Annotated in this window: 26 protein-coding genes and 2 pseudogenes; 13 read left to right on the forward strand and 15 right to left on the reverse strand. The window is 64.3% G+C overall.

All coding sequences use genetic code 11. The annotated features are described in order from the left end of the window. The first annotated feature begins 208 nt into the window (after positions 1-208). Positions 209-463, forward strand: coding sequence for a hypothetical protein (locus MKK75_RS00595; RefSeq protein ID WP_244040700.1), 255 nt, complete (start codon positions 209-211; stop codon positions 461-463). Between the two features lie 540 nt (positions 464-1,003). Here the strand turns inward: MKK75_RS00595 and MKK75_RS00600 are convergent. From MKK75_RS00600 to MKK75_RS00660, 13 genes and pseudogenes are all read right to left on the reverse strand, one after another. Further along, positions 1,004-1,447, reverse strand: coding sequence for a hypothetical protein (locus MKK75_RS00600; protein WP_244040701.1), 444 nt, complete (start codon positions 1,445-1,447; stop codon positions 1,004-1,006). Continuing rightward, positions 1,444-1,944: a DUF6644 family protein gene (locus MKK75_RS00605; RefSeq protein ID WP_244040702.1), complete on the reverse strand. Its 501-nt coding sequence runs from the start codon at positions 1,942-1,944 to the stop codon at positions 1,444-1,446. Before MKK75_RS00605 ends, MKK75_RS00600 begins: the two co-directional genes overlap by 4 nt. Continuing rightward, the gene (locus tag MKK75_RS00610; protein ID WP_244040703.1) at positions 1,944-2,444 is read right to left on the reverse strand and encodes a DUF6644 family protein; all 501 of its coding nucleotides are present in this window, start codon (positions 2,442-2,444) and stop codon (positions 1,944-1,946) included. The genes MKK75_RS00605 and MKK75_RS00610 overlap by 1 nt, the downstream gene beginning before the upstream one ends. 5 nt (positions 2,445-2,449) lie before the next feature. Beyond that, the gene (locus MKK75_RS00615; RefSeq protein WP_244040704.1) at positions 2,450-2,848 is read right to left on the reverse strand and encodes a DUF6152 family protein; all 399 of its coding nucleotides are present in this window, start codon (positions 2,846-2,848) and stop codon (positions 2,450-2,452) included. A gap of 3 nt (positions 2,849-2,851) precedes the next feature. After that, entirely contained in the window at positions 2,852-3,616 is a 765-nt protein-coding gene (locus MKK75_RS00620; RefSeq protein WP_244040705.1) for a hypothetical protein, read from the reverse strand. 242 nt (positions 3,617-3,858) lie between these two features. Beyond that, a pseudogene (locus tag MKK75_RS00625) lies at positions 3,859-4,016 on the reverse strand (IS5/IS1182 family transposase); the annotation flags it as partial. A 407-nt stretch (positions 4,017-4,423) separates the two neighbouring features. Beyond that, positions 4,424-5,374: an NAD(P)-dependent oxidoreductase gene (locus tag MKK75_RS00630; RefSeq protein WP_244040706.1), complete on the reverse strand. Its 951-nt coding sequence runs from the start codon at positions 5,372-5,374 to the stop codon at positions 4,424-4,426. Positions 5,375-5,403: 29 nt separating this feature from the next. Then, complete coding sequence (locus MKK75_RS00635) at positions 5,404-6,660, reverse strand: alpha/beta fold hydrolase (RefSeq protein WP_244040707.1); 1,257 nt, start codon at positions 6,658-6,660, stop codon at positions 5,404-5,406. A gap of 106 nt (positions 6,661-6,766) precedes the next feature. Continuing rightward, positions 6,767-7,492: an ABC transporter ATP-binding protein gene (locus MKK75_RS00640; protein ID WP_244040708.1), complete on the reverse strand. Its 726-nt coding sequence runs from the start codon at positions 7,490-7,492 to the stop codon at positions 6,767-6,769. Beyond that, positions 7,482-8,210 (reverse strand): ABC transporter ATP-binding protein, encoded by a 729-nt coding sequence (locus tag MKK75_RS00645; protein ID WP_244040709.1) that lies wholly within the window; start codon positions 8,208-8,210, stop codon positions 7,482-7,484. Before MKK75_RS00645 ends, MKK75_RS00640 begins: the two co-directional genes overlap by 11 nt. Before the next feature lie 11 nt (positions 8,211-8,221). After that, positions 8,222-9,244 (reverse strand): branched-chain amino acid ABC transporter permease, encoded by a 1,023-nt coding sequence (locus MKK75_RS00650; protein ID WP_244040710.1) that lies wholly within the window; start codon positions 9,242-9,244, stop codon positions 8,222-8,224. After that, positions 9,241-10,101: a branched-chain amino acid ABC transporter permease gene (locus tag MKK75_RS00655; protein ID WP_244040711.1), complete on the reverse strand. Its 861-nt coding sequence runs from the start codon at positions 10,099-10,101 to the stop codon at positions 9,241-9,243. Before MKK75_RS00655 ends, MKK75_RS00650 begins: the two co-directional genes overlap by 4 nt. 1 nt (position 10,102) lies before the next feature. After that, entirely contained in the window at positions 10,103-11,329 is a 1,227-nt protein-coding gene (locus MKK75_RS00660; protein ID WP_244040712.1) for an ABC transporter substrate-binding protein, read from the reverse strand. A gap of 292 nt (positions 11,330-11,621) precedes the next feature. On the opposite strand from MKK75_RS00660, the gene MKK75_RS00665 reads away from it, so the two are divergent. Together MKK75_RS00665 and MKK75_RS00670 are read left to right on the forward strand one after the other, a co-directional pair. Beyond that, complete coding sequence (locus tag MKK75_RS00665) at positions 11,622-12,422, forward strand: N-acyl homoserine lactonase family protein (protein WP_244040713.1); 801 nt, start codon at positions 11,622-11,624, stop codon at positions 12,420-12,422. Between the two features lie 234 nt (positions 12,423-12,656). Beyond that, positions 12,657-13,064, forward strand: coding sequence for a carboxymuconolactone decarboxylase family protein (locus tag MKK75_RS00670; protein ID WP_244040714.1), 408 nt, complete (start codon positions 12,657-12,659; stop codon positions 13,062-13,064). 102 nt (positions 13,065-13,166) lie between these two features. Here MKK75_RS00670 and MKK75_RS00675 read toward each other — a convergent pair whose 3' ends face one another. Both MKK75_RS00675 and MKK75_RS00680 read right to left on the reverse strand, forming a co-directional pair. Next, positions 13,167-13,865, reverse strand: coding sequence for a GntR family transcriptional regulator (locus MKK75_RS00675; protein ID WP_244040715.1), 699 nt, complete (start codon positions 13,863-13,865; stop codon positions 13,167-13,169). Between the two features lie 139 nt (positions 13,866-14,004). After that, positions 14,005-14,304, reverse strand: a pseudogene (locus MKK75_RS00680) (alcohol dehydrogenase catalytic domain-containing protein); the annotation flags it as partial. Between the two features lie 141 nt (positions 14,305-14,445). Between MKK75_RS00680 and MKK75_RS36265 the strand changes: the two are divergent. The 10 genes from MKK75_RS36265 to MKK75_RS00725 all read left to right on the forward strand — a co-directional run bounded on the left by MKK75_RS36265 (position 14,446) and on the right by MKK75_RS00725 (position 24,806). Then, the gene (locus tag MKK75_RS36265) at positions 14,446-14,595 is read left to right on the forward strand and encodes an SDR family oxidoreductase (protein WP_409567493.1); all 150 of its coding nucleotides are present in this window, start codon (positions 14,446-14,448) and stop codon (positions 14,593-14,595) included. Positions 14,596-15,144: 549 nt separating this feature from the next. Beyond that, entirely contained in the window at positions 15,145-16,146 is a 1,002-nt protein-coding gene (locus MKK75_RS00685; RefSeq protein WP_244040716.1) for a TRAP transporter substrate-binding protein, read from the forward strand. 28 nt (positions 16,147-16,174) lie between these two features. Next, complete coding sequence (locus tag MKK75_RS00690) at positions 16,175-16,762, forward strand: TRAP transporter small permease (RefSeq protein WP_244040717.1); 588 nt, start codon at positions 16,175-16,177, stop codon at positions 16,760-16,762. Next, positions 16,759-18,042: a TRAP transporter large permease gene (locus MKK75_RS00695; RefSeq protein ID WP_244040718.1), complete on the forward strand. Its 1,284-nt coding sequence runs from the start codon at positions 16,759-16,761 to the stop codon at positions 18,040-18,042. Before MKK75_RS00690 ends, MKK75_RS00695 begins: the two co-directional genes overlap by 4 nt. 10 nt (positions 18,043-18,052) lie before the next feature. Beyond that, positions 18,053-18,931: an HpcH/HpaI aldolase/citrate lyase family protein gene (locus MKK75_RS00700; RefSeq protein WP_244040719.1), complete on the forward strand. Its 879-nt coding sequence runs from the start codon at positions 18,053-18,055 to the stop codon at positions 18,929-18,931. Further along, positions 18,931-20,475 carry a citrate lyase subunit alpha gene (citF, locus tag MKK75_RS00705; protein WP_244040720.1) on the forward strand — a complete coding sequence of 515 codons (1,545 nt, stop codon included), beginning with the start codon at positions 18,931-18,933 and terminating at the stop codon, positions 20,473-20,475. Before MKK75_RS00700 ends, citF begins: the two co-directional genes overlap by 1 nt. Positions 20,476-20,866: 391 nt before the next feature. Further along, positions 20,867-22,030: an acyl-CoA dehydrogenase family protein gene (locus tag MKK75_RS00710; protein ID WP_244040721.1), complete on the forward strand. Its 1,164-nt coding sequence runs from the start codon at positions 20,867-20,869 to the stop codon at positions 22,028-22,030. After that, a complete protein-coding gene (locus MKK75_RS00715; protein WP_244040722.1) occupies positions 22,030-23,145 on the forward strand; it encodes a CaiB/BaiF CoA transferase family protein in 1,116 nt (371 codons plus the stop codon). The genes MKK75_RS00710 and MKK75_RS00715 overlap by 1 nt, the downstream gene beginning before the upstream one ends. A 19-nt stretch (positions 23,146-23,164) precedes the next feature. After that, positions 23,165-24,049 (forward strand): MaoC family dehydratase N-terminal domain-containing protein, encoded by an 885-nt coding sequence (locus MKK75_RS00720; protein WP_244040723.1) that lies wholly within the window; start codon positions 23,165-23,167, stop codon positions 24,047-24,049. 172 nt (positions 24,050-24,221) lie between these two features. Then, complete coding sequence (locus tag MKK75_RS00725; protein WP_244040724.1) at positions 24,222-24,806, forward strand: cyclic nucleotide-binding domain-containing protein; 585 nt, start codon at positions 24,222-24,224, stop codon at positions 24,804-24,806. Positions 24,807-24,950: the final 144 nt, after the last annotated feature.

Below are 24,950 nucleotides of genomic sequence, written 5' to 3' on the forward strand. Positions count from 1 at the left end.
ACCCTATCGGCACGCGCAGCCTCACCTCAGCGCATCCCCCTCATCAAGGCGGCCCTCGGGCTGCCTTCGTCGTTTCTGGAGCCCGATCATGCCCGCCAACCCTCCGCACCGAGCCGCAACCGTGCCGCCACCAGCCGAAATCAAGATTGTCCTCAAGCCCCCGGCGGTGCGTAGGCCCACAGGAGCAATGGACGCCACGTCAATAGCCATGGCAGGCGAGAGCAAGGCCGCGGCAGCGGCACCGTCCCCCGTGGGCAGCCAGAGTGGCGGCGGGATGGCCGTATGGGCCGGCGCGGGTTCGGGCGGGGGCGCCAAGCCGCCGTTCGACTGGGCCGACATCGGCCCCGGCAGCCTCGTGCTAGCCCAGGGCGATGACGAGGACGCCTACTATGCCGCCACTCTGGCTGCCCACGGGGGACGGTGCCGCTGCCGCGGCCTTGCTGTCGCCTGCCATGGCTATTGACGTGGCGCCCATGGCTCCTGTGGGCCTACGTACCGCCGGGGGCTTGAGGCCAATCTTGATTGCGGCTGGTGGCGGCACGGTTGCGGCCCGGTGCGGAGGGTTGGCGGGCATGATCGGGCTCCAGAAACGACGAAGGCGGCCCGAGGGCCGCCTTGATGAGGGGGATGCGCTGAGGTGAGGCTGCGCGTGCCGATAGGGTGGGGGTGGTTTGGGGCGAGGGGGCATCGTGACCCGCCTGTTGCGGCGTCGCGGGGTTTGGGCGACGTCGAGCACCATATCGGATAATAATCCTAATGTCAATGCGTTGACGATCGTGCCTGTTGGAGACTGTCTACTGGGCGGTCGAGCAGCCGAGCGGGGCAAGCTATGGATTCAGCTGAAAAGCAGACCTTCGGCTTTGCGCCCATCGCGGCCATTCAGCCCACTTGGGAAAGTCCCGTAAGCGGACATTGCCGCCCTCCGTCCAGCCATTCGCATAAGGACACGCTACGGAACAAAGCTCGCTGCGGCGTTCCGCAGCTTGGGCGGCCAAGACCGCGATCACTCCAATCCGAGGTGCCGATGGCACGCGGCGCAGACGCCATCAAGCTGGTCGGACACCTCGGAGATGGATTTGAGATCCTGCGCTTCCGCCGCGACATAAGCTTTCTTGGCTATATTGGCGAGGCGCTTGGCATAGTCGTTCCATTGTGCATCGCGTTGCCGCTGCGGGATCATCAGGGCGTTTGTCGCCTCCACCAGCGTAGCCGACGCACTCACCAGATTTTCCCAATCCTCATCCGTTTTCGGCCCGAGGTCACGTTCCCCCTTGACGTCGATGACGACCGCGTTGACCTCCCAGATTTTGGTCGCTGCGGGCGTCAGTACGTGCTCCATGAAGGTCTTCATGTCGACCTGTTCGACGAAGGGTGGTAGCGCATCCTGCGCCTTCACCGCGGACCCAAGTAGAATTGCTAGGATGCCGAGCGGAGCTGCGCGTTTCACGTCGGATCCATTGTGAAGCCGATCATGCGCCCGCAGATTACGACCGCAACCCACAGAGCAATTGATAAAGCACCGGCGATACGCCCTGCGCTGGGGGGTCGGGCATCTGCAACCCACTTGGTGAGATCACGGCCGCCGAGGAAATGGAAGACCAGCATGTTCGCCCCAGCCAGGGCTATGAGAACCAACTTCGTGTCGAAGTAGCCGTTGGCGAGATATCGGCTGGCATTAGAGATGAAGAGGAGGAAGCCCGTCGTCGCGGCGATCACGAAAGCGATCCACGTCAAAGGAAGGACGGATCGTGCGAGGTTGATGACGGGCCGATCACGCGACGCCATATTCAGCAGCCGGAGATCGAGGATGAAGATCGAGCCGATCGTCGCGCAGATCGCGATGACGTGAACCGACTCGATCGAGGGAAAAAGCCAGTCGCCTTCGCGAATAGCTTCGGCGATGCTGCTGTTTTCCAGCAGCGCGATGAGGTCTCTGAAGGTCATCAGGCGGTCGGTGTGTAGGCAATCCACCGTCCGGCAACCAGAATGGTACACCAGAGCGTCAGAAAGGCGATCGAAACCATGATGGTGGCCGTGCGCCCCTCGCGGCGCCGCATGCCGTCGGGCAAGTGCATGACCCGCGCCTGTAAGACGCCCGTCAGTATGATAGCGAACAGAAGCAAAGCCATCTTGAGGCCGAACGTGGCGTTCAACAGCGATCGCCGCGGTTCGCCGACCACCAGCAAGCTTCCGGTCAGAACCAGGATCGGCAAGACCTTCCAGATCGAGGTCAGAAACCGTCGGGCGACTCGGCTCTCCTCAACATCGCGTTCAACCCACCCGAACACGCGCCCGGCCGTCACTGTAGCCGCGGTAAACACAATGGCGACGCAGAGGATGTGGACGATCTGCAAGCCCGGGATCACGTAGGGCGTCGTCTGGATGAAGCCGCTGAGCCACGTGTGGGACAATCTCCCCGTCAGTTCGTAGAGCGCGTATTCCATGGCGCTTACTCGACCGGCATGAAGCTGTAGCTAAGCTCAGTCCCGTTATCGAGCTTGACCTTCCTCAGGATCCCTCCCGGCTTGCCGTCGCGCAGCGGGGCGAACGTGAAGATTGCGTGATCGCCCGGCTGGATGGATCGCTTGGTCCAGCCGGATCGGGTCAGCACGCCGGGGCTCGAGGCCTCGAAAGCCCATGTACCCGACCGCGGGCCGTCCTTCGCGTCGGTATCGATGATGAAGGATATGTGCGGATTGGCCCAGTTCACTTGCTTCAGCGTGCCGGCCAGGTCCTCCATATGATCGAGGTCATATCCGGCCGTCGAGTGATGGGCGAAGGCCAAGCTGCCAGCGACGACGGAGACAGCGATGCCGAGACCGAGTGAGGAACGCCAATTGTGGATCACAGGTCATTTCTCCGTGTGGACGGTGCCGTACTCACCCTCGGGCGCGGGCACGAAGATGTCGTTTCCGTAGCTGTCCTTGCCAGGGCGCAACTCTCCCAACGCGCACTCACCTTCTGCGATCTCGAAGTGCTTTTCGGGATAGCGATTGAAGACCCGCGTCGTTTTCCACGTGCTGGTCAGGACATGTGGTGCGGTGATTTCCAGATCGTCGTGCAAGGTGTTCGGCGCCGTCAGATGCAGGCGCTCGACGACGTGAGTATCTCCGTCATTCGGTATCCCGACAGCCTCGCTGATCGCGAGGAAGGCTTGCGGTAAGATCGCCACCGTATCGACGACGAGCGTATCCCCCTCCCACCGGCCGATCGACTCGCCGTGCAGCGTGAGGTCGGGATCCTCGGAATGGGAACGCCCGTCCGTGTAGATCCTGCGCATCCGGTTGCCGTCGACCTCGCCGAGCATCGTGATACGGCCGGGTGTCACCAGCATCTCGAAGGGATTGTGCGTGATGAGCATCCAGCTCGGCATTCCGTGCGGAAGGCAGTGGCTTAGCAGGAGGAACGGCCGGCCGGCTTTCTGTTCGTCCTTGAGATGCTGAACTTGCTTGCCGGCAGCGTCATTCCAGGGCGGCGTATTTGTTCTCTCTTGCCGCATCTGATCCGCGACGTCCGGCAACCAGACGCCGGAAAGGTCCGGTTCAGCGAAGGCCGGACCGAAAGCGAGAGCACACACGGCCATGCAGCCGAAGAAAGAGAGTCGCCAGCGAACCATGAAGTGAGGCTATACGACCAGAGCCCACAAATGCAAGAACATGCGCGACGATGGCTTCAAGCCTAAAGCCTCAGGGATGATCTTTATCCGGAGTCGTTCTGCCGAGAAACATTATTTCCGCACGCCGCCCTCAGGGCATGACTGGGGCACCGACATGCTTGCTCGGAGGCGGGTTCGGATCAGTGGGCTCAGCGGCCGGCCTGTGCCAGCTCCAAGAAGTTGTGGACCATGCAGTTTATGGCCTACCTGCCCCGTGCCTGATCGAGCCCTCTTATCAGGACTGTCGGAAGCCTCGGGCCTGCTTGATCTGGCCGAAGACCGATCCGACCACCTGCTTCGTGAGGTGATAGCGGCTGCGGCGGCTAGCCCATTTCACGCGGGCGACCATCGCGCTCATCACCCGCGGGTCGCATGCGCGCGCCAACCCGATGAGGTCATGCCGCAAAGTGCCTTTGGCACCCGTTCCTTTCGGTCAAGCTGCTCGCTCGGGCCGCATCCACGCGCACCGCCTCTCCCTGCCTCCTTCGACGAGCGAGCGAGTTACGCAGGCCCAAAGGATTCGGTGGCGTACTCGACGTGAGACCGCCTCTCGATCGCGTGTCGAGCCTCGAACGTGTCGGCCGAGCGGCTACATCCAGCGCTCGCAGTCCGTCTGCGGAAGATCAAGACTGTTTCGCAGTGATCACCGCAAAGATTTCCAGCCTGTGGTCATCCGGGTGGCACTGCGAGGATCACCAAGTCCTGGTGCATGCCCCTGCCGTTTATAACGGCCACAGTGAAAAGGCACCGTCTCCAGATCTATAGCGGTTACTCTGATTTCAGGGCCCGTGTTGACAGATCACGCTCACTTACAGATTCGGCCGCCAAAATCTTGAGGTAGCGGTCGACCTCTGTGTGATCGGCGGCCGGCCCCAACTGCTCAAGAGCGCGACGGGCGAATGCGACCACGTCCTGGGAGAACGGTGCAGGTCGCTCCAGATCTTTGGCGAGATCAACCGCGATACCGATATCCTTGGTCATGAGCGCGAGCCCGAAACCCGAATTATAGGCTTCGGTGATGATGAAGGGCTTGAGCTTGTTTTCGGTGGAATTGTTGCAGCCGGTAGAGACGTTGAAGATATCCGTCATCAATTCTGGGTCGAGTCCGAACGCCGCGCCGATCTGAACCGCCTCGCAGGCGGCGATCAAGCCAGCGGCGGACACGTAGTTGTTGAGCGCCTTCATGGCATGAGCAGAGCCCAGGGCGCCGGTTCGGAAGATGGAGCAGCCCATCGCATCGAGCACGCCCGTGATGCGCTCGATCGCTGCCGGCTCGCCGCCTGCCATGATGGACAAGGTACCGGCTACGGCTTTCTTCACACCGCCCGAGACCGGCGCATCGACGACATCGATCCCAGCCCCCGCCAGTCGCTCCCCGAGCGCTCGGGTCGAGAGTGGCGCTGAGGAACTCATCTCGATCAAGACGGTGTCCCGGGCCATCGCCGTACCGACCGGATCAGCATCGTCGAGCACCACGCGGCGCACGGTATCGCCATCGGGCAACATGGTGATCACCGCCGCCGCGCCCACTGCCGTTGCCGCGGCGGAAGTACAGGCCGTGCCGCCGGCGCCGGCAAGGTTATTCAAGGCCTGCTGAGCTGGATCGTAGCCGCGCACGGTGTAGCCAGCCCCGATCAGCCGCACGGCCATCGGAAGTCCCATCTTGCCCAGGCCGATAAACCCGAGCGTCACGGGTGGCATGATCTTGTTCTCCGCCATCGTTCTCTCCTCCATGGATTTCATATCTTTCAGCCGGCGGCCCGGATCGCGTCGAGCGCCCGCGCGAAGTAGGGGCGGAACAGGTCGGGATTTTCGGACATCGGGAAATGACCAAGGTCCGGCATCGCGTGGAAGGTGCTGCCCGGCATGAGGGCGGCGAGCGCCGCGCCATCGTCGGTGGTGGCCGAGTAATCGTAGGTCCCGGTGAGGAGGTGGACCGGAAGCCGGCCCGCATCGATTCGCGGCGCGACCCGGGCCCCGTCGAACTCGTCGCTGTAGAAGGCGAGGTCGCCGGTATAAACCCCTGGCCCGCCTTGCGCGTAGATCCACGCGGCGCGGCGCCGCCACGCTTCCGGGCTGGTCGGGCTCATCAAGCCGCGCACGTAGGCGCTGTTGTGCCCCCCTCCGGAGACGGCCGCATGGGCGAGATAGGGGTTGCGTCGACCTGATGAGCGCAGCGGCGCTTCCAGAGCGATGATCCCTCGCAGCAGGTCGGGTCGGTCGGCAGCGACCGTCAAGGCGATCGCCGCGCCCATCGAGCAGCCGACCAGGATCGCCGGCGTCGGCACAACGGTCTCCAGAAACGCCGTGACCCACGATGCGTAGCGTGCGCCGTCGAGACGGTACGCGCCTCCGTCCCAATCCAGGGGTGGCAGCGATCGCCCGTGAAAGGGGCAATCGAATGCCAGGAGCGTCCAGTCTCGCGCCAATGCCACGTCCGACAGCAACGCGCCGTACTGCCGCGAATCGGCCCCGGCCGTGTGCAGGAACACCACCGGCGAACCTGAGCCCGCCGCCTCATAAAATACCTCGCACGGTCCCTCTTGCGTGATCAGGGACACGTAGCGTCCGATCACTTGGCCCATATCCCGGGTGACGGGCTGAGGCGGCGAACCACCGGCGGTGGCCGGTCCGGCCACCAGCCGCAGGACCTCGAGCAGCCGCTCCAGCGCCGGGCGCGCCTGGGCCACGCGCAGCGGGTCGCCCGACACGGTCGCGTCGGGATTTGCCAGTTGCAGGGCGGTAAAAGACTGGTGCAGAGGCGGCGGCACCCGCGCCAGGGCTGCCTCCCAAATCATCGGCGGTGCGGTGAGAGCGACGTCGACAACCCCGCCGGTGGAACCAGACCATCGCGTCGGCGCGTCGGGCGCGAAAACGAGATCGACCGCCGCATCGCCGCATGCAAGTCGGACGCGCGCGTCCAGGCCACGCGCCGACGCCTGCAACTCGGGATCATCTAGGGCGAACGAGAGGCGCGCTGTCAGCGTCGCGATAAAATCCAGCATCTCGGTTCCTCAGCCCACTGCCCAGGGGCGGCGAAGCATCGCACCATCGGCCGGATGGTCGTTCCTCCCGTCGGCAGCCTGGGAAGCCACGTGGGACATCAGGCGCTCAGATCCCGAGATAGGCGGTTCGCACCTGCGAGTTGGTCCGCAACATCTCGGCAGTCCCCTCGATCACGATGCGGCCAGCCTCCAAGACGTAGCCCCGGCTCGCGACATCGAGGGCGAGCACCGTGTTCTGTTCCACCAGGAGGATAGCGGTTCCGCGGGCATGGATGTCGGACAGGGCCCGGTGCAACTCCTCAACGACGATCGGCGCAAGCCCGTGGCTGGGCTCGTCGAGGATCAGCAGGCCCGGGGCGAGCATGAGCGCGCGCCCGAGCGCCACCATCTGCTGCTCGCCTCCCGACATCGAGCCGGCGCGCTGCCTGCGCCGCTCGGCGAGCCGGGGGAAGAGGGCGTAGACGGTCTCGATGCGATCGCCGAGACCTGGTTCCCGCCGCCGGCTGAACGCGCCGAGACACAAATTCTCTTCGACCGTCATCTCACCGAACACGTGACGCCCTTCGGGCACGTGGGCTATGCCGAGCGCCGGTACGGCGTGAGCCGGCATGGCCATCAGGTCAGTGCCGCAGAAGCTGATGGCCCCCCGCGCCCGGGGCACGAGGCGGGAGATCGCCCGCAGAAGTGTGCTTTTGCCGGCGGTATTGGCTCCGATGACGCAGACGAACTCGCCCGCGCCGACGCGCAGGGAGACACCGCGCAAAATGTCCGCCGTGCCGTAGCCAGCATGGAGATCGCGCACGCTCAGGAGGTCGACGGCCTCACTCGGCATAGGCACGCCCAAGATATGCGGTGACGACATCGGGGTGTCGAACAATCTCGTCCGGCAATCCCACCGCCAGCAGCCGGCCGAAGCTCAGCGCGACGATCCGGTCGCACAGCGCCATGATCGCCTTCATGTGGTGCTCGACCACGATGACGGTGAGCCCGTCCGCGCGCAGCGCCCGGATCAGGTCCATCATCTCCGCCATCTCCACGGCGTTCAACGCTGCCATTACCTCATCGAGCAAGAGCATCTTCGGCTCGGTCGATAGGGCACGGGCGACCTCGACGCGGGCGCGTTCGGGAAACGACAGGTCGCCCGCCCGTTTGTGCGCGATGTTGGCGAGCCCGACGCGCTCCAAGCAGGCGAGCGCGCGGACGCGTGCCTCGGGCAACGGGTGGTGCAGCAACGCGCCGATGACTACGTTATCGAGAACGTCCGTGTCCATGAACAGCGCGACGTTCTGGAAGGTTTTGGTCAGACCGAGCCGTGCGATCCGGTGGGGCTTGAGCCCGACGAGGTTCCGGCCCTCCAGCAGGATCGCCCCGGCATCCGCCCGGTGCAGGCCGACCAGTGTTGAGAACAAGGTGGTCTTCCCGGCGCCATTCGGGCCGATCAGACCGAGAATCTCGCCGCGCCGGACCTCAAAGCTCACATCCTGAAGCGCCTGCAGCCCGCCGAAGCGCTTGCCGACCCCGCGCATCTCGAGAATGGGGCTCGCTGGCATGTCCGGCGCGGTCACTTCGCCGCATCCACAGCTGGCACGCGCCAGGGCCGCCGGAAGACCGGGCCCAAAGCGACAAGTCCGTGCGGCTGGATCATGATCACCGCGATCAGGATCAGCCCGTAGACGAGATTCGACAGTCCGGCGACCTGACCCGAGAGCAGTACGTTGGCGATCTCCTCCAACGACACGATCAGGATCGCACCGAGGATCGGACCCGCTGCCGTCCCGATACCGCCCACGATCGCGATGAGAGCGATGCGCACCGAGATCGGCGCCGCACCGAACACCGCGTCAGGATCAAAGAAGAAGTTCATCTGGGCGTAGAGCGTGCCGAGCATCGCGGTCAACGCTCCCGAGATCACGGCCGCTTGGATCTTGATACGCGCGGTATCGACGCCGACGACCTCGGCGGCGTTCGCGTCCTCTCGCACAGCCTGGAGCCGGTAGCCGAAGGCTGAGCGGCGAATGCCCACAAACACCGCCGTCACCCCCACGAGTGCGGTGAGGTTCAGATAGTAGAACGGCAGCGTGCCCTTGAAGCTCAGCATCCAGAGCCCCGGCGCCGAATAGGGAACGGAGATGCCGACCGGGCCGCCGGTCAGGCCAGTCCAGGCATTGGCGACGACGCGCATGACCTCTCCGAAGGCGAGGGTGGCCAGGGCGAAGTAGTGGCCGCGCAGCCGCATCGTCGGGAGACTGATCAGGGCGGCTGCGGCACCCCCGAGAACGCCTCCGGCAAGCATCCCGAACCAGGGCGACAGACCGAAGTCGATGAGGAGGCGCGTCGAGGTGTAAGCACCGATCCCGAAGAAGGCTGCGTGCCCGAGCGAGATCTGGTTTGCGAGCCCCCCGACGATGTTCCAGCTCTGGCCCAGTGCCGCGAACAGGAACACCAGGGCGATCACGCGGATCGCGTAGCCGTCGCCATCGAGCCCGAGCGGCACGATCAGCGCAGCCGCGATCGCCGCGACGGGCACGAACCGCCCTGTGAGCGGCGATCCGGCTGAGGGCGGGGACGTGGCGACGGCGCTCACCGGGCCTTCCCCAGAAGCCCCTCGGGGCGAACCGCCAGGACAGCGATAAACACCACGAACAGCACGAGGTTCTGAAGCTGGATCGGGAAGACGAGACCGGAAAGCGATTGGATCACACCGACCGCGAGGCCGCCGACCACAGCGCCCGCAACACTGCCGAGGCCGCCGAGTACCACCACCGTGAACATCAAGACCACGAACTGGCTGCCGACGGTCGGATAAACCGTCAGATATGGCAGGATCACCGCGCCTCCGAACGCGGAGAGCCCGACGCCGAGGCCGAAAGCGAGGCGCCGCATCCGGTCGACGTCGATGCCCGACAACCGCGCCGCCATCGGGTCTTGGGCTGTCGCCCGCATCGCCCGCCCGAACCAGCTCACCCGCAGAAACCACCACAGCCCCAGGCCACTCAGGGCCGACATCGCGAAGGCGGCGAGATAGGGCACGCTGACGAACAGCGGCCCGAGCCGGAGGGCGGCGGTTTGGTAGGGCGTCGACACCGAGCGGAAATCCGAGCCGAAAGCGAGCAGCGCGGCGTTCTCCAGAACGATCAGCAAGCCTACGGTCAGGAAGATCTGCGCGACTTCGGGGGCACGCATCACCCGGCGGACCAGCCAGTGTTGCACCGCGAGCCCGAGGAGGAAGACCAGCGCGAAGGCGAGGAAGGCGCCGACAAGCGGGTCGAGCCCGAGTTTGGCCCAGGCGAACCACGCGATGAACATGCCGAGCATAAGAAATTCGGCTTGGGCGAAGTTCACGATACCCATCACGCCGAATACTAGCGTCAGACCGATCGAGATGACGGCATAAACTCCGCCGATCATCACTCCGTCGAGGATCGCTTGGATGAGCGCCACGTCAGGCTTTCCAGATCGGCGGAGCCTTTGCGAAGCGCTCAGGCCACACGGTCACGGGCTCCTTGCCCCGCCATTGCACCATCAATGGCTCAGCCAGCGTGTTCAGCCCGGCCGCATCGAACTGGACGGCGCCTCCGGTCATCACCTTGGTCCAGCCGCCCTCGAAGCGTGTGCCGTGTAGGACCTCGCGCAGGGAGGCCGGGTCCGACTTGCCGGCCTTCTCCATGGCCTGCACCAAAACGTCGAGGCAGACCGCGTGCTCAAGCGCCTCGTGTACCATGAAGTAGCCGTAGCGCTTGCTGAACGTGTCGGTTAGTGCAGGATCCTGATCCCAGTTCGCGGGGCTGATCGAGAGGATGCCCTCCGCGTACTCGCCAAGGCCGCTCTTGAAGTCTGGGATGACGTAGCCCGCCGCGCCGCCGATCGCCGGGAAGGTCAGCCCTTGCTGACGCATCACCCGAATGATCTGCAGGCTGTCGTTGAGGTAGGAGACTGGAAACACCGCCTGGGCGCCGGAGGCCCGCAGCTTATTGATCAACGGTGTCACGTCGGTAATGCCAAGCGGATAACCCTCGTCCACCACGACCTGCACGCCGGCCTTCGCCGCAGCCTTGCGCAGCCCACCGGCCTGAGATGTCCCGTAGGCGGTATCCTCGAACAGGATCGCGACCTGCTTCAGATCAGTCCCGGCCTTTTTCGCGATCGCAAGCGTTCCATCGAACTGCGCCGCGCCGATCACGGACGCCTTCGCGACGACCTGGAATACGCTCTTGAAGCCGCGTTCGGTGATCTGGTCCGAGAACGACATCGTCAGAAGCGGGATATCGCGTCGCTCCGTCACCTCCGAAATCGCAAGTGTCAGCGAAGACGCAAAAGCGCCGAGGATCGCCGCGACCCGGTTCTGGGTGATCATGCGCTGCGCAACCGTCGCAGCCTGCGTCGGCGTCGAAGTGGCATCCGCCACGACGAGCTCGACCCGAGCGCTGCCGAGGCTCTTGATGCCGCCGGCCGCGTTGATCTGATCTGCGACGAGCTGAATGCCATTACGGGAATTAACCCCGAACTGAGCATTCGCCCCCGATAGGGGCAGGATGACGCCGATATTGACCGCTGAGGCGGCCTGCGCGCGGCGGATCAGAAAGGGCGCTGCGACCGCTCCACCCAGCGCGCCAACCAATTGCCTCCGGTCGAGGCGGGGAGGCCGATCTGCGGCATCATTGTCCGACATTGTGCCCCTCCCCGCGGCTCGTGTTCGGCCCGTCATTGATCGACACCCTGTCAAACCACTCGCAAGGCGTCAATCGACACTCCTTCAATCTGATTGTAAGACAGTATGAATTATGGGAGGCGCAAACCGGGTTCGGGCGATGGCGCTGTGATCGACTGTGTGCCGGACGTCTGCAGCCCGCGGTGCGCGGACACCCTGACCTGATGGACAGACGTAGGCGCCCACGATCGCACGAACTCAAATCGGAGTCTGGTGGTTTGGCCGCAGGCGGGGAAGGAGGATCGAGCGAAAGATGATTTACGAAGTCCTTGCAATTCGTTACGCCACCCATGCTAGATTTGCGCGCGACAACTTCATTTTTCCGCCGGAAGCCAGCCAAGACTCGCACGATACGCCAATGCCGATGGACTATTTCATTTGGCTGCTGCGGTCCGAGGAGCGAACGATCCTTGTCGATACGGGTTTCGGCGAGGCAGAAGCCCAGGCCAGAGGTCGGGTCCTGCTGCAACACCCGGCCGATGCGCTGCGTGCGCTAGGCGTCGTGCCAGAAAGCATCACGGACGTCATCATCACGCATCTGCATTACGACCACGCCGGCAACCTGTCGGCGTTTCCCGCGGCGAGATTCCACCTCCAGGACGCGGAGATGGCTTTCGCTACGGGCCGTTGCATGTGTCACGGCCGGCTGCGCAACGCCTTCGCGGTCGAGGACGTGGTGGAAATGGTACGGCGGGTCTACGCCGGTCGGGTGCGCTTCAACGACGGCGACGCGACGCTCTTTCCCGGCGTGTCGGTGCACCTCGTCCCGGGCCACTCCCGCGGCCTACAATGCGTGCGCGTCGAGACCGTCCGGGGCGCCGTCGTACTGGCCTCCGACGCCGCGCACTACTACGCCAACATGGAGACCGGGAATCCATATCCGATCGTTGTGGACGTGGCGGCGATGGCGGAGAGCTGGGCGCGCCTCAACGAACTCGCCGGAAGCGAGGCACATATTATTCCGGGACATGACCCGCTCGTGATGACGCGTTATCCGCGCCTCGACCGGCCCGGCGCCGAGGCCGTGCAACTCCACCTGTCGCCGTCTGCCTAACGCTTAACGAGATACGACGCATCCCCGCCGTGCGATCGTTTCCTCACCGATCGAAGCGCTTTGGTCCGGCAATGCCACGTTGAGTGCCCAGCGGCGTAAAACGATATCGTTCCGAACAGGAAAGTCGCGACGAGGCTGCGGCTGTCACTCGAAACAACCGATCATATCTGTCTTATTGACATACAGTATGTGATTGCGGACTGTCCGGGTTACCTGCGGTGTGGAGAGGGTGCGATGGCTGAGAGCGAACAATTCGAGAAGGGTCTGGCAGTGCGGCGCGCCGTACTCGGCGCAGAATACGTCGATGGTGGGCTCGCCAAGGCCGACGATTTCATGATGGCGTTTCAACGCATCACGACCGAGTGGTGCTGGGGCTATGCCTGGACGCGCGACGGTCTCGATCGGCGTACGCGCAGCATGCTCAACCTCGCGATGCTGACCGCGCTCAGCAAGCCAGCCGAGTTAAAACTGCACGTAAAGGGCGCGCTCGCCAACGGCGTCTCGGTGGAGGAGATCAAGGAAATCCTACTCCACGCGACCATCTATTGCGGCATCCCGGCGGGCCTCGATGCGTTCAAAGCCGCACACGAGGTGCTCAAGGCCGAGGGCGCCGTTTCGGGTGAACCCGTCGGGCCCTCCTGACCGTGGCAGCCGTGGATGTCGCACTCTGCGGCCATTCACGGCATAATCGACCGAGCGTCTAGGCAGTCCCCGGCGCTCGAGCAGGACGGGGCACGCGCCTGATCAGTCGCCGTCAGACGGACCGCCTGGGGGAGCGTCTCGTTGTGCCCGCAGGATCCGGAGCGCTACGTCGGCAGCCCTTTGCACGTGCTCACGGCACGCGACGAATGCCTCTTCAGGATCGCGTCTCTCGATCGCCTCGACGATCCGCCGGATCTCCTTGATCGTCCAGGGCAGGCGCCCTGGATCCGACAGCGACATCGCACGCAGCTGCATGTTGCGATTCATCAGCTGCTCAAGCGTGCGGGCAACGTAGGCATTGCGTGCCCCCTTCAGCAGCAGCCCGTAGAACCGCTGCTTGATCGCGAGCAGCGTCTCCCGCGCGGTATCTGGTCCGCAGCGCGCTAGCTCCTCGAAGACCTCCCGCAGCGCACGGCGCTCCTCGTCGGTCGCACGCAGCACGAACCCTTCACCGGCCAGGGCCTCGAGTACGCTGCGCAACTCGTAGATTTGCGAGGCTTCCTCCACGGAAAGGTGCGCGACGAACGGCCCGCGATTGGGTTGCACCGTGACCAAGCCCTCGGCCTCGAGCAGGCGGACGGCCTCTCGCACCACGCTGCGGCTGGCGCCCGTCAATTCGCAGAGCACCCGATCGGACAGGTGCTCTCCGGGCAGGAAACGCCCGTTCACGATCGCCGAGCGCAGCCCCTCCTCGACCTGTCGCCGCATGGGCGTGGGGACTACCCGCAGAGTATCACTCATCGACATTCAATCCGTCACCGCGCGCTACGATGCCCGGGTAGGGAGCACAGGTCCAGGCGCGCTGTTGTGTTCGACAGGTTGCAGTTTCAAATACACTTTAGTTCCAATGTTCGGCCCGCAGCCATGATCCACGCACCATCTCCGCGCAGGGCCCGCAGACGCCGCAGGTCGGCAGGATCAACATCACCACGCGATCACCAACCGCGAGATCGTCGACGCCCGCACCGAGGCCGGCCACGACGCCCGAAGCCTCATGGCTAAGAGCCATCGGGACAGGCCGCGGGCGATCGCCGTTCATAGCCGAAAGGTCTGAATGGCACAGTTCAGCCGCCGCGATGCGCACGAGCGCCTCACCTGGGCCCGGATTGTCGAGATCGGTCTACTCGATCGTCAGCGGCAAGCTCTGCACGTAGGGCTTCGCGCATGGTGTGGCGTGCAGGACGGCGGAACGCGATCTCGGTAAGCTCGCCTTTCATCATATTGTCATACAGTCATACAGATGTTAATTTGGAGTGCATAGCCAAAATCGGCGTTTCATTTGGGAGGAGCCCGGTAGTGGCGGAACGCCGATCCAAGGGCGATGCGGCGCGAGTTGGACGGACATGCACAGATCGGGCGCATGGGACGACCGAACGAGATTGCCACATCCATTCTCTTCCTAACCTCAGGCGACTCCCCATTCGTCGTCGGGGGCGTGCTCACTGCCGATGGTGGAACGACCGCTTGGTAGGCTGTTTTGCCGATCGCTGGAGAGCTTGGCCCCCGACATTAGCCGGGTCATACGATAGCGGATCAGATCACGCCTCAGTATGGCGTGAGATGGTGACCGCTTGGGCAACCATCAGACACGCACTTGATGGCGGAAGAAATGAGCGTAACCCATCGAAGAGACACTGCTGTTCCCCTGCGGTCCACTGGGCGCTGGCGCTGACCGAGGCCGCCAGCGGCGATGCTCCGACGGCGAACTGCAGAGCAGGCCATGTGGACTTGGGCGACATATGCCACCGCGCTGGGGATCACAGGTCCGATGACGATGCCCACGCGGGTGAGAAACTGTCGCCCCGTTCTAGCCTCGACACCGATCCGAGACGGATCAAGTGCGCTTGTGCTTTAGGCCAGGACCAAACCGTCATGGCCGATACCAAGATCCGTACCCTGGGGAGCGCGACCGATCCGTCAGTGCGAGGCCGGCTTCAGGACTTGCCCCATGGTGCGTCGGCTGTAAGGCTATCCAAAATACAAACCGCGCGATGACGCGGAGTCACTTCGGGAGGCGTTGATGAAGGCCCACATTCTAAGCGCGCTTGCGTGTGCGTTCACCCTCTTAGCGCCGGCGGCGGCACAAAGCCCAATTGTCATCAAGTTCAGCCACGTCACGACCACCGACACGCCGAAGGGTCAGGGCGCCGAGCGCTTCAAGGAACTCGCCGAGGCACGCACCAAGGGCGCGGTAAAGGTCGAGATCTACCCGAACAGCACACTGTACAAGGATAAAGAGGAAGTGGAGATGCTCCAGCTCGGCGCCGTGCAGATGCTGGCGCCGTCGACGAGCAAGTTCGGGCCCCTCGGCGTGAAGGAGTACGAGGCCTTCGACCTGCCCTACATTTTCCCGAATGAGCAGGTGCTGCGGCGCGTGCAGGACGGACCGATTGGGCAAGGCCTGTTCAAGAAGCTCGAGTCCAAGGGCATCAAGGGCCTTGGCTACTGGGATAATGGCTTCAAGATCCTCACTGCGAACAAGCCGATGCACGGGCCGGAGGACGTGAAGGGCCTGAAGTTCCGGATTCAGTCCTCGAAGGTGTTGGAAGCGCAGTTCAAGCAGCTCGGCGCGCTGCCGCAGGTCCTAGCCTTCTCCGAGCTCTACCAAGCCCTCCAGACCGGCGTGGTCGACGGCCAGGAAAACCCGCCCTCGAACATCACGACCCAGAAGGTCAACGAGGTGCAGAAGCACGCCACGCTGACCTATCACGGCTATGTCGGCTACGCAGTCATCGTGAACAAAGGCTTCTGGGACGGATTGCCCGTCGACATCCGCACGACGCTCGAGGGCGCGATAAAGGAGGCGACGGCCTACGAGCACGAAATCGCCGACAAGCAGAACGAGAAGGCGCTCGCCGACATCCGCACTACAGGCAAGACCGAAGTCTACACGCCGACCGATGCCGAGAACGCGGCGTGGCGCAAGGCGTTGGCGCCGGTCCAGCGCGAGATGGCGTCTCGCGTCGGCAAGGACCTCGTCACGGCGCTGAACAAAGAAGCCGAGGCTGCGCCGAACAACTGATCCCGCCACAGCGCCGACCGGACCGACCATGTTGCTGAAACTTCTCGATCGGCTCGAAGAGATGCTGATCGGAACGCTGATGGCGGCCGCGACCGTCATCACCTTCGCCACGGTGGTGCACCGGTTCCTGTCGGGCATCCCGGCGCTTCAGGACTACACCGATCGGATCGACTTCGGCTGGTCGCAGGAACTGTGCATCTACATGTTCATCTGGGTCGCGAAGTTCGGCGCGGCCTACGGCGTGCGCACCGGGATCCATGTCGGCGTCGACGTGCTGGTCAACCGCCTGCCGCCGGGGGCGCGCCGGATCATGGTCCTGATTAGCCTCGCGGCGGGCGCCCTGTTCACCGGGATCGTCGGCACCCTCGGCGCCAGCTTCGTCTGGCGCATCAGCCACACCGACCAGACGACACCCGACATGGAGATCCCGGTCTGGATCGTCTACCTCGCGATCCCGCTCGGCTCCTACCTGATGTGCTTCCGCTTCCTCCAGGTCGCGTGGAGCTACTGGAAAACCGGGCACCTCCCGGCACGTGACCACGCCCATGTCGATGGGGTCCAGACCGTCGAGGGCGTCGATCCAATCCAGCTCGGCCGCGAGGGAGGCCCGGCATGAGCGGCTTGATTATCTTCGGGCTGCTCATCGCCCTCATGCTCACCGGCATGCCGATCTCGATCGCGCTGGGCCTGACGGTGCTGACCTTCCTGTTCACCCTGACCCAGGTGCCGATCGAGAGCGTCGCCCTGAAGCTGTTCACCGGGATCGAGAACTTCTCGATCATGGCGATCCCGTTCTTCATTCTGGCCGGCAATTTCCTCGCACACGGCGGCGTCGCCAAGCGGATGATCAACTTCACCACCTCGCTCGTCGGCCACTGGCCGGGGGGACTGGGCCTCGCCGGCGTGGTCGCCTGCGCGCTGTTCGCGGCTGTGTCGGGATCGAGCGTGGCCACGGTGGTGGCGATCGGCTCGATCATCCTGCCGGCGATGGTGGCGGAGGGCTATCCGAAGCGCTTCGGCGCCGGCGTCATCACCACCTCGGGCGCGCTCGGCATCCTCGTGCCGCCCTCGATCATCCTCGTGCTCTACGGGGTGTCGACGAACTCCTCGATCGGCAACCTGTTCTTGGCCGGTGTGATGCCGGGCATCGTGCTGTCGGCCATGCTAGCCGCCGTCACCTTTATCATTGCCAAGAAGCGCGGCTATCCCCGGATGCCGAGGGCGTCTTGGGCTGAGCGCCTGCGCGCCTTCCGCGAGAGCGCCTGGGGCCTGTTCCTCGTGGTGATGGTGATCGGCGGCATCTATGCTGGCATCTTCACGCCCACCGAAGCGGCGGCCACGGCGGCGGTCTACGCCTTCGTGATTGCGGTGTTCGTCTACCGCGACCTGAAGCTCTCCGACGTGCCCCGCGTGCTGCTGGCCTCGGCCAACATGAGCGCGATGCTGCTCTACATCATCACCAACGCGGTACTGTTCTCGTTTCTGATGACCTCGGAGAACATCCCGCAGACGATGGCGGCGTGGCTGATCGCGATGAACTTCAGCCCGCTCGTCTTCCTGCTCGTGGTCAACATCATCCTGCTCATCGCCGGCAATGTGATGGAGCCGTCCTCGATCCTGCTGATCATGGCCCCGATCCTGTTTCCGATCGCGACCAAGCTCGGCATTGATCCGATTCACTTCGGGATCATCATGGCGGTGAATATGGAGGTCGGTCTGTGCCACCCGCCGGTCGGGCTCAACCTCTACGTCGCGAGCGGTATCGCTCACATGGGCATCTCGGAACTCACCGTCGCCGTGATGCCGTGGCTGCTGACCATGTTGGCTTTCCTCGCTCTCGTAACCTACTGGCCCGGCCTGTCCCTGTGGCTGCCCAGGGCGCTGGGGGCGCTATGAGGAGACGCGCATGAGCACCTCGACGCCGGAGACGGCACCGCGCTGGCGCTCCTTGCTGTTCGTGCCGGCCCACGTGCCGCGCTTCGTCGCGGGCGCCCACACGCGTGGTGCGGACGGGTTGGTCCTCGACCTGGAGGACGCCGTGCCGGCCGGCGAGAAACCCGGCGCTCGCGACCAGCTCGCCGTCTCAATCGCCGCGGTCTCCCGCGACGGCGCGGCGGCGATGGTGCGGGTCAATCACGGCCTGCGCGACCTAGTGCGCGACCTTGAGGCCGCAGTGGTGCCGGGCCTGACCGCGCTCGTCGTGCCGAAGGTCGAGAATGCAGGCTACGTCGCGGAAGTCGCGGACGCGGTGACCGCGATCGAGGCCGAGCGAGGTATGCCGCGGGGTGGCGTGCGCCTCGTCCTGCAGGTCGAGACGCCAGCGGCGTTCCCACATCTCGACGCCATCGCCTCGCATTCACGCATCGCGGCCATGACCCTAGGCCCCGAGGACTACGCCGCCGCGATGGGCGGCGTGCCCGATCCCGACACGTTGCTAGTGCCGAGCTTTGCCATCCTGCGGGCGGCGCGCGCTGCAGGCATTCTCCCCCTCGGCTTCATCGACAGCATCGGCGCTTACGGGGACCTCGACGCCTTTCGCGCGACGGTGGAACGAGCCCGACGCTTCGGCTTTCGTGGTTCGCTCGCCGTGCATCCGGCGCAGGTGGGAATACTCAACGAAGGCTTCGGGCCGACGGCGGCCGAGATCGATTGGGCGCGCCGCGTCGTGGCGGGTAACGTCGCCGCACAAGCGGAGGGGCGCGGCGCATTCGAACTCGACGGGCGCATGATCGACGCGCCGGTGGTGCGCCGTGCCGCTGACATCCTGGCGTCTGCGAGCCCCTGATGGCCGACACGATCCGCGAGCTTCCCTCCGAGATTGCCGGCTATGGGACGGTTCGGCCCTTCACGGGTGCGTTCGACAATCTCGGCACCCTGATGCGTGCGGTCCGAATGGTGCACGCCGCTCGACCTGGCGGCGACAAAGTCCTGCCGGATATCGACGCCGCGATCCGCGCCTGCGGCTTGCGCGACGGCGCCGTGATCTCCTTCCATCACCATCTCCGCAACGGCGACGGTGTACTGAACCACGTGCTCGACGCGGTGGCGCGCGCGGGACTACGAGACATCACGGTCGCCGCGAGCGCGCTCTTCCCGGTCCACGCGCCGTTAATTGAGCATATTCGCACCGGCGTCGTTACAGGGCTCGCCGCGAGTACCATCTACGGCCCCCTAGCGAAGGCTGTCTCGCACGGCCTCCTGCCGCGTCCGGTGCTGATGTACACGCACGGGGGCAGGGCGCGCTGCGTCGAATCCGGGGAACTTCGGATCGATGTAGCCTTCGTCGCCGCGCCCACTGCCGACACCTACGGCAATCTCACCGGCGCTGTCGGGCGGGCAGCCTGTGGCCCGCTCGGCTACGCAGTGACAGACGCTCAAGGGGCCGAACGTGTGGTGGCGATCACCGACACCCTGGTGCCTTACCCCGCAGTACCGATCGAGATCGGCCAGGACTGGGTAGATTTCGTGGTGCCTGTGGCCTCGATCGGCGACCCGTCGCAGATCGTCTCGGGCACGACAATGGCGACCACGAACTCGGTGGCCCTCGGCATCGCGGACACCGCCGCCCGGGTCATCGCGGCCTCCGGTCTCCTAGAGAACGGCTTCTCGTTCCAGACGGGGGCGGGTGGCGCCTCGCTGGCGGCCGCGTCTTACCTCGGGCGGATCATGACCGAGCGGGGTATCCAGGGAAGCTTCGCGGCGGGCGGCATCACGGCGGGCCTCGTTGAGATGTTCGACGCCGGGCTGTTCCGCGCGTTGATGGACGTGCAGGCTTTCGATCACGCGGCGGTGGACAGCTTTTGCCGCAGCGCGGCACACCAGACCATGTCGGCCTCCATGTACGCCAACCCGCACAACCGGGGCTGCGTCGTCAACCGGATCGATGCCACGATCCTCGGCGCCGCCGAGATCGACCGTGCCTTCGATGTCAATGTCACCTCCGGGACTGACGGCGTTATCCTGGGAGGGTCTGGAGGACATGCTGACACCGCGGCGGGCGCCAAGTTGACGCTGATCACCACATCACTCACTGCCGGGCGCCACGCGAAGGTGGTTGAACGCGTCACCACGCGCACCACGCCAGGCGAGACGGTGGACGTCGTGGTGACAGATGGCGGGATCGCCGTGAACCCGCGTCGCCCGGAGTTGGCCGAGCGGCTGCGTACGGCTGGGCTGCCGCTCACCACGATTGATGCGCTGGCTGACCGCGCGGCGGAACTGGCGCCCGTCCCACCGAGGGACCGGAGCCATGACGGCCGGATCGTGGCCGTCGTTGAGTATCGGGACGGGACGGTCATCGACTGCGTCCGAGCCGTCCCCGGGGCTTGAGGATACCCCATGACCGGATTGGTCAGCGCGGAGCGGGACGACGTTGGACGATGCGCTGTCGTCCGGTATCCGGCCTTCGCGAGGATCTGCTCTCGATCGACTGTACTTCCGCTCCGAGCCTTGATCGCAGCAGCGCTCAGGACCAGCTCCGGACGCAAGGGGTCCGTCCGCAACCGAGGGCTGCTGAGTGACACCAGTCGGGCGGGCCGCTTCATGCCCCGGGCCCGTGGGAAGCACGACGGCGACGCCGACAATAACCAGGCCGCGACTGAGGAAGAGTCCCGGATGAAGAGCGTCCGGATCACCCTCGCACGGGTCACGCCGAACATCCTCGTGCGGCAGGTATGCGAGCGCGCGTAAATCGGGACGACAAAAGTCCAGGGAGTGCCTTATGCAGACGATCGATCATGGCAGCTACAGCGACATCCGTGACGCGGTGCGAAGCCTCTGTTCTGAGTTTCCGGCGGAATACCATCGCAAGGTCGACGAGGCGCGTGGTTACCCCGAGAAATTCGTCGATGCGCTGACCAGTGCCGGCTGGATGGCTGCCCTGATCCCGGATGAGTACGGCGGCTCGGGCCTCGGACTCACCGAGGCTTCCGTCATTATGGAGGAGATCAACCGCTCAGGCGGCAACTCGGGGGCCTGTCACGGGCAGATGTACAACATGGGCACCCTGATCCGGCACGGCTCGGAGGAGCAGCGGCGAAAGTACCTACCGCGAATCGCGGCGGGGGAACTGCGCCTCCAGTCAATGGGCGTGACCGAACCCACCGCCGGCACCGACACGACCCGCATCAAGACCGTCGCGGTGCGGAAAGGCGACCGCTACGTGATCAACGGGCAGAAAGTCTGGATTTCGCGGGTTCAGCACTCCGACCTAATGATCCTGCTCGCACGCACCACTCCGCTAGATGAGGTCGCCAAGAAATCCGAGGGTATGTCGATCTTCATCGTCGACCTGCACGAGGCTCAGATGAAGGGCATGACCGTCCGGCCGATCCTCAACATGGTCAATCACGAGACCAACGAACTGTTCTTCGACGACCTGGAGATCCCCGCCGAAAATCTGATCGGCGAGGAAGGACAGGGTTTCAAGTACATCCTCACCGGGCTCAACGCCGAGCGCACGCTGATCGCGGCCGAGTGCATTGGCGATGGCTACTGGTTTATCGATAAAGTCACGGCCTACACGAAGGATCGCCAAGTCTTCGGCCGTCCGATCGGGCAGAATCAGGGCGTGCAGTTCCCGATCGCCGAGAGCTTCATCGAGATCGAAGCCGCGAATCTGATGCGCTACGAGGCCTGCCGGCTCTATGACGCGCACAAGCCCTGCGGCGCCCAGGCCAACATGGCCAAGTACCTCGCGGCGAAAGCATCCTGGGAGGCGGCCAACGCCTGCATCCAGTTCCACGGCGGCTTCGGCTTCGCGGCGGAGTACGACGTCGAGCGCAAATTCCGCGAGACTCGTCTCTACCAAGTCGCGCCGATCTCCACGAACCTGATCCTGTCATACGTCGCCGAGCATATCCTCGGCCTGCCGCGGTCGTTCTGATGTCGGCGCGGCTTCCCCTCGACGGTCTCGTCGTTATCGCTATCGAGCAGGCGGTGGCGGCACCGTTCTGTACGTCCCGCCTCGCCGACGCGGGAGCGCGGGTGATCAAGGTCGAACGGCCGGAAGGCGATTTCGCCCGGGGTTACGACGACATCGTCGCTGGCGGGCAGAGCAGCTACTTCGTCTGGCTCAACCGCGGCAAGCAATCCCGCACTCTCGATCTCGCAACGGACGCGGGCAGAAGCGTACTGCGTGATCTGATCACCAGGGCGGACGTGCTCGTGCAGAACCTCAAGCCCGGCGCGCTTGATCGGATGGGGTTCGGGGTCGAGACCCTCTGCCGGGACTATCCCCGCTTGGTCGCCTGCTCGATCAGCGGCTACGGCGAGACGGGTCCGCTTGCGAGCCGCAAGGCCTACGACCTGCTGATCCAGGCCGAGTCCGGCCTGTCCTCGATCACTGGGGGACCGGACGAGCCGGCTCGCGTCGGCATCTCGATCGTGGACATCGCGACGGGCGCCACCGCACACGCGGCGATCCTGGAGGCGCTGATTGCTCGCGGCATCACCGGCCGCGGCGCGAATATTCACATCTCGATGTTCGACGTGATGGCCGACTGGCTGACCGTGCCCCTGCTGCATCACGAGGGTGGGCGGCCCCCGAAGCGGGTCGGCCTTGCCCACCCGTCGATCGCCCCTTACGGCGTGTTCGGAACGCGGGACGGCAAGCGGATTCTGATCTCGATCCAGAGCGATCGGGAATGGGTGAAGTTCTGCGCCCTGCTCCTCTGCGACGACACGGTGGCCAGGGACGAGCGCTTCGCCACCAACGTCGCACGCACGCGCAATCGCACCGAGACAGATGCCTTGGTCGCGGGCGCCTTTGCGGGTCTCGACGAGATCGAGGCGACAGCCCGACTGACGGCGGCAGACATCGCGTTCGCGTCAGTCAACGACATGGCGGCTCTGTCGAGCCACCCGCACCTGCGCCGAATCACGGTGGCCACTCCGGCCGGTCCCGTCGTCCTTCCGGCCCCGGCCGCGGTCGTGCAGGGCGAGGCGCGCACCTACGGTCCAGTCCCGGCCCTCGGGCGGGCGGACGGCTTTGACCCATGAACGAGAGGTGGATTACGCGATGAGGGACGATCTCACGAAAGGCAGCTCGGTGCCGGCGGGCATCGACCATCTGCGGTCCTGGATCGGTCGGTCGCGTGAGAAGGCGGATCGGATCACGCCGCGCATCCTCGATGCGTTCCAGGCCACGTTCGGGCAGCTACTGGCACCGGGGAAGGGGGATGTCGCTCCGCCGGCACTCCATTGGTGCCTTGCCCCGGAGACGCCTCCGGGCGACGCCCTTGGGCCCGACGGACACGCGGCCAAAGGCGGGTTTCTGCCGCCGGTGCCCTTGCCGCGAAGGATGTGGGCGGGTGGCGTGGTCGAAACTCTCGACATCCTGCGCCTGGATGACGTGGTGACGCGACGCGAAACCGTGCGGGACGTCGTCTTAAAGGAGGGCCGCAGCGGCCGCCTCTGCTTCGTAACGGTCGACCACGTTCTGTCGACGGCACGGGGCGTCGCCATCCGCGAACGGCAGGACATCGTCTACCGAGCTCAGCCCGGCGCATCATCGGTCGCGGCACCGCCGCAGGAGGACGTACCATCCGCTTATGCCGAGGCGCTGTCGATCGTGGCGACGCCCACGCTGCTGTTCCGTTACTCCGCGATGACCTTCAATGGTCATCGCTTCCACTACGACCGACCCTACGCCACCGAGGTGGAGGGCTACGCGGATCTAGTCGTACATGGGCCCATTCAGGCGACACTCCTGATGAACCTCGCAGCTCGGTTGCTCGGCCATGTTCCGCGTCAGTTCACATACCGGGGCACATCTGCGTTGACCGCCAATCAGACGTTTCAGGTCTGTGGGCGCGTTGGCGGCGAAGACTGTTTCGAGGGCGTGACGCTAGACCAGATCGGTAGGGTTTGTATGCAGGCGGACGCCCATGGTGCAGCCACGTGACGCCCTGCTCGGTTTTACCGCACCACTGAATACGATTCAGTCATCGATCAAGATCCATGCGATCGTGGCCCCGGCGCTGACGAGATGCTCGCCCCCGCTTCATCCGTGCTGAGCGCATAGACCTGCAGGTCGGACTAGCCCTCGCCCAATCCCTGCAAGCGACCCTCCATCGGTGCCTTTCCTCACATCCGAACAAATTTCTGCCTTTGCCGCAGGGACTATCAAGCGCACGTTGAACATAGACGATGTTCTGTTCGCCGAAGGAAACCAGGACGGTTCACTCTTTATCGTGAACTCGGGCGTGCTGGAGGTTTCGCGAACGGCGGATGCAGAAGCCTCGATCGTGGGACGCATTGGACCAGGCGATTACATCGGTGAGATTGGTCTACTGACCGGCGCGCCACATGGAGCGACCGTACGCGCTATTTCCATGTCTGTGGTTTATGAACTCAAAGCCAATTTTGCGGCTCCAATACTGGCGGCACAACCAGACCTCGTTCACGAACTAGAGACGTCGGCACGACAAGGACAGCTAGTCCTCGACCGCGCTATTGAGGCGAGTGCTGGCGTCGACAGTGTTGCGTCAGCGGACCTGCTATCCCGCATCCGCTCCTACTTTCAAGCTCATACAAACGCTAAATCCTTCAGGGGCTCTGTTGCCAGCGAGCAAATATCTACTTTAATCCATGAAAATACGTGTATTTATGCCGTTATCCGCCTTACCCATTCGCATATTATTGGCACAAACCTAGTATAACGCAAACATATGATATGTAATATTGAGAAAAGATAAAATTTAGCCTAATGCTAACTATCTTTATTACTTTTTAACCACTTTGTGTTGGTCAACCTACAGCTACTGTCGATGCCATAAGCCAGAGCTCGCCAGCGTTGCGATGCA

It is taken from the genome of Methylobacterium sp. J-030, assembly GCF_022829545.1.
Lineage (GTDB): Bacteria > Pseudomonadota > Alphaproteobacteria > Rhizobiales > Beijerinckiaceae > Methylobacterium.